Annotated in this window: 11 protein-coding genes and 1 tRNA gene; 6 read left to right on the top strand and 6 right to left on the bottom strand. The window is 64.6% G+C overall.

The genetic code is table 11. The annotated features are described in order from the left end of the window. Window positions 1-81 precede the first annotated feature (81 nt). Window positions 82-960 carry an ABC transporter permease gene (locus tag B5483_RS00410; protein WP_079729163.1) on the top strand — a complete coding sequence of 293 codons (879 nt, stop codon included), beginning with the start codon at window positions 82-84 and terminating at the stop codon, window positions 958-960. A gap of 99 nt (window positions 961-1059) precedes the next feature. Next, entirely contained in the window at window positions 1060-3321 is a 2262-nt protein-coding gene (locus B5483_RS00405; RefSeq protein ID WP_079729162.1) for a bifunctional diguanylate cyclase/phosphodiesterase, read from the top strand. A 32-nt stretch (window positions 3322-3353) separates the two neighbouring features. Here the strand turns inward: B5483_RS00405 and hspQ are convergent, their stop codons facing one another. Continuing rightward, entirely contained in the window at window positions 3354-3734 is a 381-nt protein-coding gene (gene hspQ / locus B5483_RS00400) for a heat shock protein HspQ (RefSeq protein ID WP_054945248.1), read from the bottom strand. A 156-nt stretch (window positions 3735-3890) separates the two neighbouring features. On the opposite strand from hspQ, the gene B5483_RS00395 reads away from it, so the two are divergent. Next, a tRNA-Ser gene (locus B5483_RS00395) sits at window positions 3891-3980 on the top strand. 120 nt (window positions 3981-4100) lie between these two features. On the opposite strand, the gene B5483_RS00390 is transcribed toward B5483_RS00395, so the two are convergent. The 5 genes from B5483_RS00390 to B5483_RS00370 all read right to left on the bottom strand — a co-directional run bounded on the left by B5483_RS00390 (window position 4101) and on the right by B5483_RS00370 (window position 9188). Beyond that, window positions 4101-4871: an esterase/lipase family protein gene (locus B5483_RS00390; protein ID WP_079729161.1), complete on the bottom strand. Its 771-nt coding sequence runs from the start codon at window positions 4869-4871 to the stop codon at window positions 4101-4103. Between the two features lie 121 nt (window positions 4872-4992). Beyond that, complete coding sequence (locus tag B5483_RS00385) at window positions 4993-5577, bottom strand: GNAT family N-acetyltransferase (protein ID WP_079729160.1); 585 nt, start codon at window positions 5575-5577, stop codon at window positions 4993-4995. Continuing rightward, window positions 5574-6656, bottom strand: coding sequence for an alpha/beta fold hydrolase (locus tag B5483_RS00380; RefSeq protein ID WP_054945251.1), 1083 nt, complete (start codon window positions 6654-6656; stop codon window positions 5574-5576). The genes B5483_RS00385 and B5483_RS00380 overlap by 4 nt, the downstream gene beginning before the upstream one ends. Before the next feature lie 2 nt (window positions 6657-6658). Then, window positions 6659-7024 (bottom strand): hypothetical protein, encoded by a 366-nt coding sequence (locus B5483_RS00375; RefSeq protein WP_054945252.1) that lies wholly within the window; start codon window positions 7022-7024, stop codon window positions 6659-6661. A gap of 133 nt (window positions 7025-7157) precedes the next feature. Beyond that, window positions 7158-9188, bottom strand: coding sequence for an elongation factor G (locus B5483_RS00370; protein ID WP_079729159.1), 2031 nt, complete (start codon window positions 9186-9188; stop codon window positions 7158-7160). Window positions 9189-9344: 156 nt separating this feature from the next. Here B5483_RS00370 and B5483_RS00365 point away from each other — a divergent pair, with 156 nt between their 5' ends. The 3 genes from B5483_RS00365 to B5483_RS00355 are packed head-to-tail and all read left to right on the top strand — an operon-like array spanning window position 9345 to window position 11993. Beyond that, window positions 9345-10133 (top strand): tryptophan 2,3-dioxygenase, encoded by a 789-nt coding sequence (locus B5483_RS00365; RefSeq protein ID WP_054945254.1) that lies wholly within the window; start codon window positions 9345-9347, stop codon window positions 10131-10133. A 2-nt stretch (window positions 10134-10135) separates the two neighbouring features. Next, the gene (locus B5483_RS00360) at window positions 10136-11296 is read left to right on the top strand and encodes an aminotransferase class V-fold PLP-dependent enzyme (protein WP_079729158.1); all 1161 of its coding nucleotides are present in this window, start codon (window positions 10136-10138) and stop codon (window positions 11294-11296) included. Window positions 11297-11309: 13 nt separating this feature from the next. Next, on the top strand, window positions 11310-11993 hold the full coding sequence (locus B5483_RS00355; protein WP_054945256.1) for a type 1 glutamine amidotransferase domain-containing protein: 684 nt from the start codon (window positions 11310-11312) through the stop codon (window positions 11991-11993). The last annotated feature ends 111 nt before the right edge of the window (window positions 11994-12104 follow it).

The raw sequence follows: 12104 nt of genomic DNA, 5'->3' as shown, positions 1-12104 counted from the left end.
TCGCGCGGGGCGATCCGAGAATCGCCCGAAAAAGTTCCATGCCGCTTGCCTCGGAAGACCGCAGCCGATAGTCGCCGCTTCATGGCCGATCAAACGAATTCGACCGAGATGCTGACTCCTGCCGGTATCCCGCAGCCACGCCAGTTTCCGACGAAGGGCGAGCCAGTGATCCACCAGGTGAACTGGGTGGGGCTCAAGACCCTATATATGAAGGAGGTCCGCCGCTTCTTCAAGGTGCAGACCCAGACCATCTGGGCACCGGCGATCACCACCTTTCTCTTCCTCGTGATTTTCACGGTCGCATTGGGGCGTGGCGGGCGCGAAATCCTGGGCGTGAACTTCGCGACCTTCGTCGCGCCGGGCCTGATCGTCATGGGCATGATGCAGAACGCCTTTGCCAATGCGAGCTTCTCGTTCCTCTCTGGCAAGATCCAGGGCACGATCATTGATTTCCTGATGCCCCCGCTCAGCGAAGGCGAACTGATGCTGGCGATGGTCGCCGCTGCCGTCACCCGCGCCTTCCTCGTCGGCCTGGCGCTGTGCGGGGCGATGATGCTGTGGCCCGGAGTGGACCTCTCGGTAGCCCACCCCTGGGCCGTGGCCTGGTTCGGACTGATGGGTTCGGTCTTTCTTGCCCTGCTGGGCTTCATGTCCTCGATCTGGGCGGAAAAGTTCGATCACAACGCGGCGGTGACCAACTTCGTCATCGCCCCGCTCTCACTGCTTTCCGGCACCTTTTACGTGATCGACAATCTCGCGCCGGCCTTCCAGGCGGTGAGCCGCGTCAATCCCTTCTTCTACGTCATCTCGGGCTTCCGCTTCGGGTTCCTCGGCCAGAGCGACATCGGCGACACCAACATGGCCGTGCTGCACAGCGCCATCGGCATCGGCATCGTCAACGCCGTACTGGCGTTCGTGGTCTATCGCGTGCTGCGTTCGGGCTGGAAGCTGAAAGGCTGACGCAGAGAGCGAATTATTTCCGGAATCTTGTCGGGCCACCACGAAGTACCACTGGTCGTACTTAACCAATAATCAGTTCTCCGGTGATAGCCGACTCCTGTGTCGGGTCAGGTCTCCACTCCATTAGCCGCCAAGCGTCCGGTTCATGTCCTTGGGCCGTCGATCGTCTTTGCCTTCCTCGCGGTCGTCATCCTGATCGTCGGACTGCTGGTCTGGTCAGGGCACGAGGTCGATCGCGTGGCCAGCGACCGCGACCGTGCGCTCGCCCAGATGGTGCTGGAAGAAAGCATCGACAGGCTCGGTCACGTCCAGGAATCCTCGACGATCTGGGACGATGCCGTAGAGCAGGTCCGCAAGCGCCCACTCGACCTGGACTGGATCGACATCAACCTAGGCACCTGGTTCCACGAGTATGCCGGGATGAACGAGGTATACATTCTCTCGCCCAGTGATCGGCCGATCTATGCGATGCGTGACGGCAAGCGGATCATCCCGGAGAACTTCATCGCAGTAGAAGACATCGTGGCGCCGATGGTCGCCGAGCTGCGCAAGAACGATAAGACCCGCCGCGAGAACGACAACTACCTCGCGATGCTTTCACCGGGCGTGAGCGACCTTGCGGTCCTGCGCGGGCGGCCGGCCATCGTCAGCGTCAAGCCGATCATCGGCGACAGCGGAAAGATCGTCCAGAAAAGCGGAACCGAAGCGATCCATGTCGGGATCGTCTATCTCGACAAGGACTACTTCAACCGCATCGGCTCCAACTATGGCCTCAACGAAGCGCGCTACGTGATCGTGCCCGGACACGGCCCGAATGAGACGTCGATTCCACTGCAGTCGCGAACGGGAAATGTCGTGGGCTACATGGTGTGGCACCCGTTCAAGCCCGGCTACGACGTCACCAGTTCTGTCGGCCCCGTCCTGCTTGCGGTGCTGATCCTTGCGGGAGCGGCGATCTACCTGCTCGCCAGCCGGCTCGCCCGTCGCACCCAAGACCTCGAACAGAGCCGCAGCCTTGCCCAGCATCAGGCCATGCACGATGCCCTCACCGGACTGGCCAATCGCGCCATGTTCGAAGCTCGGCTCGAATCCGCGCTGGCGCGCTGCAGGCGGCACAACTCGCTGCTCGCCCTGCTCTACATAGACCTCGATCAGTTCAAGCAGGTCAACGACAGCCTGGGCCACCCCGCAGGCGACATGCTGATCCGGCAGGTCGCCCACCGCCTGAGCGAGCAGATCCGCAGCTACGACACGGTCGCGCGACTGGGCGGCGACGAATTCGCCATTCTCCTCGACGAACCCGAGAACCGGGCTGCGATCGAGCGCGCCTGCGCACGCATCATCGCCGAGCTGGAACGCCCCTTCGAACTCACCTCTACGCAGGCCTTCATCGGCGGCAGCATCGGCGTTGCCCTTGCCCCGCACGACACCCTCGATCGCACCGAGCTCACCCGCAAGGCCGACATCGCGCTGTACCAGGCGAAGCTGGACGGTCGCGGCCGCTATGTTTTCTTCGCACCGAGCATGGACGAGGACGTGCGCCAGCGCGAGACGATCAACCGCGAGCTGCGCAGCGCACTTGCAGATTGCGACAGCCAACTCAGGCTCCATTACCAGCCGATCTATTCGCTGGAGAGCGGTCGGATCGTCGCCGTCGAAGCGCTGCTGCGCTGGGAGCATCCGCAGAACGGTCTGGTAACCCCCGATGCCTTCATCCGAACCGCCGAAGAGACCGGCCACATCGAGGTTCTGGGCGACTGGGTGCTGCGCAAGGCGATGCACGACGCACGGGCCTGGCCGGGCTTGCGAATCTCGGTCAACGTCTCGCCGATTCAGGTGCGCAGCCGCGTTTTCCGTCACACGGTAAAGCGCATTCTTGCGGAAACCGGGATCGAACCGACCCGGCTCGAACTCGAACTCACCGAAACGGCGCTGATGTCGGCATCATCCGATGTAGCCGAATCGCTGCGTAGCCTGCGAAGCCTCGGCGTGGCCTGCGCGCTCGACGACTTCGGCACCGGCTACTCTTCGCTCAGCCACATTCGCGACATCGCCGTCGACCGGATCAAGATCGACCGGTCCTTCGTCCATGCCGTCGGTACGGTGCCCGGTGCAGCGCTGGTGGAAGCCATCGTCAGCCTGGCCAGCGCGAATGGCCTGCACCTCACGGCCGAAGGAGTGGAGACGCTCGAGCAGCTCACCTTCCTGCGCAGCGTGGGATGTCATGAGGTGCAGGGCTACTACATGGCCCAGCCGGTTGCCGCCAAAGACGTGACCGAGCTGCTGCAAGGCCAGTACGGCGCAGGCCGGATCGCCGACATCCTGGACGCAGGCGGCATCAGGAACGAACGCGTCGCGTGATCGCCGCCGAGGCGGCCACCTTCAACGATGGATCAGTGAGCCAGACCGCGGCGCAACTGGTAGCGGCCGTTACGGAATTCCTCGAAGATCTCGCTGACGGAAGGGTGATCCACCGGCCCACCTTCGGCATCGTCGAGCAGGTTCTGCTGGCTGACGTAGGCGACGTAACTGGAATCCTCGTTTTCCGCGAGGAGGTGATAGTACGGCTGCTCGCGGCTTGGCCGCAGTTCGAGCGGGATCGACTGGTACCATTCCTCGCTGTTGGCGAAGACCGGATCGATGTCGAAAATGACGCCGCGGAAGTCGTGTTGCTTATGGCGAACGACGTCGCCAATCGCGAATCGCGCCCGCGTCTGGAACGGCGCGTCGATGACGCGTCCGGCCTGTGGCGAAAAGAAGGACGCTCTGTTCATGACCGCAAATATAGGTTTTGTGCGGGTGCGAAACAAGCGATGCCCCAAGAATACCCACAATTTCCCAATCAGGGGGTTGGCAAGCTCAAACAAGTGGGCTAACGGCGCGCTTCGCTCGACCCGGCGGGACTTTCCCGCTCCATCGCGATCTCTAGCGGAGAGGTGGCAGAGAGGTCGAATGCGCCGCACTCGAAATGCGGTGTACGGGCAACCGTACCGTGGGTTCGAATCCCACCCTCTCCGCCATTAACTCACTGAAAATCGGTTAGACTATCCCCTCCGGGGGCACCGGCGGGAGCTGCCGTCGTGCCTGCCTGCGCGGTCGCTTTGGCCGCTGGCGAAGGGTACCGTTTCTGGCGCCGAAGATCAGGCGTAAAAGCTGGCGAAAGGCACGCTGGGCTGGAAGGGTTGCCATTGCCCTTCGGCCTGCCCGAGGCGGTCCGCGATGACGTGAAAGACCGCCGGATTGGTCATGAAGCCGAAATGGCTCGACACCACTTCGACGTTTTCGTTGATCTCGTCGGTGTCGCCCAGACAATTCTCCCAGGCGGTGACGCCGTCGGTCCTGCTGAATACGGCGGTCGAGGGAATCGGCAGGGCATCGGCACCGATGCGATAGCGCTCCACCATCTTGGCCGAGTTGAAGTCGTTGCCGGTCGCGAACTGGTAGACCGTCTGCAGGTTCGTCGCGCGCGGATTGCCGGAGAACGGACTGCCCAGCGAGATCACCTGCCGCAGATCGTCCGGATCGCGCCGCGCCGCTTCGCGGGCGATGACGCCGCCCAGACTCCAGCCGACAAGGCTGACCTTGCGCCCGGTATCGCTGCGGATCGCCCGAATGCGCTCGGCGATGTGTTCACCGTTTTCGCCGACGGTGTGCTGATCGAAGTTCCAGCCCAGATCCATCGGATAGACGTCATAGGACAGCTGCTTGAGGAAACTTCGCAGGAGCACGGTCATCGTATCGTTGGTGGCAAAGCCAGGCAGGACCACCACCGGATGGCCATCCCCGCGCGGAGACAGCGACAGCAGCGGGCTGAGCGCGACGAGCGCACCGGCTTCCATCATGCAACGCGCCGGCTCGAGCAGGGCAAGGCCGAGGAATGGTGGACGAATGGCGGCGGTCTTGTGTTCCATGCGCGTTCAGGCCCTGCCAGCGTGCACGGGGGTAGGGAAACGGATCATGAGAACTCCTGTAGCTGTCCGCGCGGGGTCATCGCCATGTGCGGTCGGGGGGAACGACAGCGCCAAGGGGCTTCTAGAGGCTGTATACCGTTCGCGTGGACGCATAGCGCTCAAGATTGAGCGCCATGATGACAATATCGCTGGTCGCGCCCGCGGCATCGCGAACCTGATCGCGCAGCAGCGCTTCAGGGCGAAAGCCCAGCTCCTCGAACATCCGCAGCGCGCCCTCCTGGTCGGGCGTCATCTGCACCGTCAGCTTCTCGACGTCCTCGGCCATGGCCTGATCGACGCAGTGCATCGCCAACAGTCGCCCCAGTCCCATGCTGCGGCTGTTCACGCCCACGAGGATGCGAATGTCGGCGACATGGCTGGACCAGCTGAGGCGGTCGCGAACAAGCGCGGTGCAGCCGTGGATCCACCCTTCGGCGTCGACCGCCAGCAGGCTGCCGATCGAGCCGCCCTCCTCGGTCTGGTCGATCCAGGCGGAAACGACTTTCTCCTGGCGGATGTCGCGCTGCAGGAACAGCAGGTCGTGGACCGGCAGCGATTGCGCGAAGGCCAGGATCGCGTCGCGGTCGCCGCGCTCAATCGGGCGCAGGTCCACGCTGGTGTCGCCCAGCTCCAGCCGGGTGGGGGCAATATCCTTGCTGATCGTCATGTCGATCGTACTCCAAGCCACTCGTCTATATGGGGCCATAGGCGCCGGACTGCAGCGGGTCCCGCGACGAGGCTGACGTGGCCGCCTTTTGAAACGATTTCGTGTCTGTCCTTCGATCCCGTCAGGTGCATGAGCGGCTGCGTCGCTTCGTGACTGACGATGTGATCGTGCTGCGCCACGATGTTGAGCAGCGGACATGCGATACCCGACAGGTCGACCATGCGACCGCCCACTTCGAGCGCGTTCTTCGCGAGGGCATTGTCCCACATGAGCCGGGTGATGATCTCGCGGAAGTATTCACCGGGAACCGGGAGGGTCTCTGCCGCCCAGCGGTCGAACATGCGGTAGGACTTCACGTAGTCGTCGTTCCACATGTTGTTCCACAGCGTCATGCGCCCCGCGGTGCGATTGGCCGGGCGCGAGAGGTCGAAGGCACCGAGCATCACGTCGGCGGGGATGACGCCAAGTTCGCGTACCAGCAGGTCGACATCGAAGTAGCGCTTGTCCGCCCATGCCTGGAACAGCTTCATATGGGTGAAGTCGATCGGCGTGGCGAAGGCGATCAGGTTCCTGACCGCGGCAGGATGCAGCGCCGTGTAGATCGTCGCCAGCGTGCCGCCCATGCAATATCCGGCCAGCGAGACCTCGGTTTCCTGCGTAATCTCCTGGATGGCGGCAAAGCTATCGGGCAGGAAGCGGTCGACATAGTCGGCAAGGCCAAGCCCGGCTTCCCCGCGCCGGGGCGGGTTCCAGTCGAGATTGTAAACGTCGTAACCGCGGTTCAGCATGAACTCGACGAAGCTCTGCCCGGCCGCGAGATCGAAGATGTAGCCCTTGTTCGACGGCGGCGAGACGATCAGCAGCGGCACGCGGTAGATCTCGTCGAGTACCGGTTCGTAGCGATAGAGGACAGCCGTGCCTTCGCGGTGGATCACCGTCTTGGGCATCGTCCCGACCGGCTCGCGGTCGGCGATGAGGAGGTCGAGCCCCTTGATGTTGCGCTTGAGCGCCCGCTCTATTTCCAGTTCGACGCGCTGGGCGATGGCGTCGCTGTCGAGCGGTGATGGCTCTGCCGCCAAAGTCAGTCGGCCTTGCCTGCCGGCTTGCGGGTTCGGCTAGGCTCCGGCTTGCCTGCAGGAACGGGGCCGTCCTGCGCCAGCTTGTCGAGCGCGATCCGCAGTTGGGCGATCGAGTCCTCGATGGCATCGAGGCGATCGGACAGACCTTCCACCTGGGCCTTGGTCGGCAGGTTGAGCGACTGCAGGACATTCTCCAGCTGGTCGGTCACGGTCCTCTGCGCGACCAGCATCATCTTGGTCGCCTGCCCCATGATCGCGCTGAACTGCTCGCTCTCGGTGAACTTGCCGGACCAGGCGTTGATTTCGAGCTCCCAGTCCTGAACGAACTTCTGCCAGGCGGCGAGCGGGTCATAGGGCGCATTGCTCATGGGCACTACAATGCTTTGCATCCCCGGCAGTACAACTATTCATTAAGAGAGATCGGCGCGGACTTTCGCTTGGGGCTGCCGCCATGGCACCGACAGGGATGACGGCGCCCCTCGCGCATGGTCCGCGTCGGCGTCAGGCCGGTTCGAGACGACCCTGAATGATCGCGCTGGCCAGCTTGCCGTTGACTTCGGCGAAGTGATCGAAGCGCGCCTCGAACTGCGCCATCCCCTGGCTTAGCGAACGCAGTTCGCCATCGAGCCCTGCCAGTTCGGCACCGGGCAACAGCATCTCGATGACGTCCCAGCGTGACCAGCCCTCCAGCGGAGTGATGCCCAGCATTTGCCCGCGCCGGCTCGCCAGATGCGAAGTCACGCGCGAGGTCGCCGTACCGGGGACGCGGATCGCGACATGAGCGAAAGGTTCCAGCAGGTAGGGTCCGGCCGCCGCGAGCGCCTCGCCCATCGCCAGACGCCCGGCCAGCCGGAACGCCAGTTCGGAGCTGTCGACGGTATGAAAGGAGCCGTCGACCAGGGTCACGGCAACGTCCACCACCTCAAAACCGAGCGGCCCGCTCTCCATCGCGTCGCGCACGCCATGTTCGACCGAGGGTATCCACTGCTTGGGCACCGCGCCGCCGGTAATGCGCTCGTCGAAGCGGAAGCCCTCGCCGCGCTGGAGCGGACGCACCTCGATCACCACGTCGCCGAACTGGCCATGCCCGCCCGACTGCTTCTTGTGCCGTCCGCGCTGCGTCACCGCCTTGCGGATGGTCTCGCGATAGGGGACCTTCGGTGCGCTGGCGGATACGTCCACGCCATAGCGGCGCTTGAGCCGTTCGAGCGCGACGGCGAGCTGTTCGTCGGTACGGCCGCGGATCAGCATTTCGCGGGTCATCTCGTCGGGCGCCCATGCGAGCCCGGCATCTTCTTCCACCAGCTTGCCGATGGCGGCGGACAGGCGCACTTCGTCCTTGTGGTCCTTGACCTCGATCGCCAGCGCGCAATTGTTCGGCGCCATGGCCGCCCGCTCTGCCGGTTCCGGCCTGTTTCCCGCCATGCCGAGCCGCTGCCCGGCACCGACATCGTCGAGCTTGGCGATCCCGACGACATCGCCCGGATCGGTCTGCTGCAGCTTGTTCGCCGCACTGCCCTGCAGGGCGAAGATCGCCCCGGCGCGCACCGCCTCGCCACTTTCGTCCACCCAGTCGGCCCCTTCGCGAACCTGACCGCCGAACAGGCGCATGAGCGCAAGGCGCCCGACAGAACTGCCGTTCATGATCTTGAAGACCTGTGCGGTATTCTTGCCGAGGCCGAGGCGTTCCATCGCCTGCTCCATCGGCGGTGTGTCATGACGCAGCATCTTGAGCAGTCGCCGCACACCGAACCCGTTGATGGCCGAACCGAACAGGACCGGCACCGCCTGCCCTTGCGCCGTTTCCCGGGTCAGGTCACCGAAGATGACGTCGAGCTTGGGAACTTCGTCGAGCAGCAGTTGCTCGAGCAGGACGTCGTCGTGATCGGCCAGTTGCTCCAGCATGTGAAAGCGCGCCGCCGTTTCCACCGACTCAAGATCGGCGGGCATCGGGATCTGTTCGGAAGGCTTTCCGGGCCGGTAGTGATAGGCCCGCTCCAGCGCCAGATCGACGAAGCCGTCAATGTGCTCGCCATCGCGAATGGGGATCTGCCGCGCCACCAATGCAGAGGCACTGAGAGGCTGCAGGGTCTCCAGCAGCTCCTCGATGCTGCCGCGCGCCTGATCGATCCTGTTGACGAAGATGGCCCGCGGAATCTCCATCGCCTCGAGCTGGCGCAGGACCGGTTCCGCCTGCGGGGCGCGCACCGGATCTGGGTCGATCACCACCAGCGCCAGGTCGGCAACCGCAAGCGCCTGCTCCGCATCGGCGGAAAAGCCGGGCGCGCCGGGCACGTCGAGCAGCACGAAGGGTTCGTCCATCCAGCCAAAGCGCATGAGGTTCATCTCGGTCGACCCGCCTCGGGATCGCGCTTCCGGACTGGCATCGCCCACGCTGTTGCCGTCCTTGACTGCGCCCAGTCTGGTGATCGCCCCTGCCGCGAACAGCATCGCTTCTGCCAGACTCGTCTTGCCTGCGCCCGTCGGTCCGACGAGCGCAATGACTTTCGCGCCGTTGCTGGTTGCCTTCATGTCGCTCTCCTCGCGCTTGCATCTCCTGAAATCCTGCCCGCTCTTGTGGCGGTGCGCCGGAGTCGCGAGGATCCTCCCAGTGCCGGGCCAATGCAAGCGAAACGAGGTATAGCCCCTGCGCTTGCGGACCGGTTGGGCTTGGTCCAAACCCTGAGCATGACTGACATGACTTACGCGCGCTATCTTGCGCTCGACGACCTTCTCGCCGCCCAGCACCCCGTCTCGGATGAGCACGACGAGCTGTTGTTCATCATCATCCACCAGACCAAGGAACTGTGGCTCAAGCAGATCCTGTCCGAACTGCACCTCGCCATCGACCTGGTGCAGCGTGACGCTCTGATCGAAGCCTACAAGAGCCTTGCCCGGGTGAGCCGCATCCAGTCGGTCATGACGCTGGCCTGGGAAGTCCTCGCGACAATGACGCCAAGCGACTACTCGACCTTCCGACCGGTGCTGGGGAGCAGTTCGGGCTTCCAGTCCGACCAATTCCGCACGATGGAGTTCCTGCTCGGCCTCAAGCAGGCGGGGCATCTCGAATTCCAGGCCGACCGCCCCCATGCGCGGGCGGCAATGGAGAAGGCGCTCCGGCAGCCCAGCCTGTGGGACGAGGCCAACCGCGCGCTCGCCCGCGCCGGCTTCGCGCTGCCGCCCGAAGCGCTGGAGCGCGATTTCAGCGCGACTTACGAACCCTCGCCCCGGGTCGAGGCGGCGTGGCTGGAAGTCTACCGCGATCCGCACCGCCACTGGGACCTCTACCAGCTCGCCGAAAAGCTGGTCGACATCGACGATGCCCTGTCCACCTGGCGCCACAAGCACGTGCTTACGGTCAGCCGCATCATCGGCGGCAAGCCCGGCACCGGCGGGACATCGGGCGTGCCCTATCTCGCCTCTACCGTGACCAAGCGCGCCTTCCCGGAACTCTGGTCGCTCAGGACCAGCCTGTAATCATGGGAACCTCGCACAAGCACCTGTTCAGCCGCGCCCTCGGGGCGGCGCCCGGCAGGCTGCACTTCGCCGCCCATTCGCACCACTTGTGGCCGGATGCCTCGCATGCCGGCCACCTTGCCTGCTGGCAGGATGCGGCCTCCCTCGCCGACCGCAAGTGGGAGCTGGTCATGGGCCAAGTCTGGCCCGAAGCGCAGCGTCATGTCGCCGCCGAACTGAACCTGCCCGCCCCGTCCACCGTCGTCTTTGCGCAGAACACGCACGATTTCTTCGTGCGCATCGTCTCGGCCCACCCGCGCCGTCCCTTGCGGGTCCTGGCCAGCGATGGCGAGTTTCATAGCTTTCGCCGACAGGCCGCGCGCTGGCTGGAGGCAGGCGTGATCGAACTGGAAACGGTCCCCCTCGCCGGGGCGGACTTCGAGGACCGTTTCCTCGCCCGCGCGCAAAAAGGCGAGCACGATCTGGTCTGGGTCAGCCATGTCATGTTCGGTACCGGACAGGTCTTCTCGGGGCTCGAGCGGCTTGCCGAGCTCGCCCGGCCCGAAGGGCCGTGGGTCGTGATCGACGGCTATCACGGCTTCATGGCGGCGCAGACCGACCTGTCGCGCGTTGCCGACCGGCTGTTCTACCTCGCAGGGGGATACAAGTATGCCATGTCCGGCGAAGGCGTGGCGATCATGCACGCCCCGCCCGGCTTCGGCGAGAGGCCGCAGGTCACCGGATGGTACGCCGAGATCGCCGACCTGTCCGACCCGTCCGGACGCGTCGAATATGCCAGCGACGCACGGCGTTTTCTCGGCGCGACTTTCGATCCCTCCGGGATCTACCGCTTCAACGCGGTACGCGCGATGCTGGCGCAGGAGGGCCTCGATACCGCGGCGATCAGTGCGAAGACCGAAAGCCTCAAGCGCCTGCTGCTCGCACGCATCGGGGAAACGCCACTGGCCGCAGCTACCCTGCTCAACGCGCCCGGCACCGGACCGCAAGCGCGCTTCCTTGCGTTCTCGCATCCCAGTGCCCAGCTATGGAAGGAAACGCTCGGTCACGAGGATGTGATCGTCGATGTGCGAGGCGAAGTCCTGCGCATCGGCCTTGGGCTATACCACGATGAAAGCGACGTGGACGCCCTTATCGAAGCCCTCGCCCGACTGCCGCGCGCATAGCAAGGAGTTGTCCATGAAAGTCCTGATCGTCCTCACCTCGCACGATCGACTCGGCGATACCGGCCACAAGACCGGCTTCTGGCTCGAGGAACTCGCCGCGCCCTATTATGCGCTCAAGCAGGCCGGCGCGCAGATCACCCTGGCCTCGCCCAAGGGCGGCCGCCCCCCGCTCGACCCCAAGAGCAACGAGCCCGACTTCCAGACCGACGAGACTCGCCGCTTCGAAGCGGACCCCGAAGCAATGGGCGCGCTGGCGCAAACCGTCCGGCTGGCCGATGTGAAGGCCGAAGACTTCGACGCGGTATTCTACCCCGGCGGCCACGGCCCGCTCTGGGACCTGGCCGAGGACAGCCATTCGATCGCCCTGATCGAAGACTTCCTCGCCGCGCAAAAGCCTGTCGCACTCGTCTGCCATGCCCCCGGCGTCCTGCGCCACGCACGCAAGCCCGACGGCCAGCCGCTGGTCGAAGGCAGGAAGGTGACCGGATTCACCAACTCCGAAGAAGCCGCCGTCGAACTGACCGACGTCGTTCCCTTCCTTGTCGAGGACGAACTGAAGGCCAAGGGCGGTCAGTTCTCCAGCGGACCCGACTGGCACCCCCACGTCGTGCGCGACGGCCTGCTGATCACGGGCCAGAACCCCGCCTCCTCGGCCGCCACGGCACAAGCGCTGACGCAGGCCCTGCAGGCCGCGTGACCGGGACTTAGGCCAGCAGCGAAAGGCGGTGCGGCGCCTTTACAACCCGCCGTCCGGGTTGAACGCCGCAACGCTCGCTGGCTGGCCCGTATCGTCGTTCACGACCGGGTT

This window comes from Novosphingobium mathurense (assembly GCF_900168325.1).
Taxonomy (GTDB): domain Bacteria; phylum Pseudomonadota; class Alphaproteobacteria; order Sphingomonadales; family Sphingomonadaceae; genus Novosphingobium; species Novosphingobium mathurense.
Note: the sequence above shows the minus strand (reverse complement) of the source record. Positions and strands in the feature narration are given on the sequence as shown.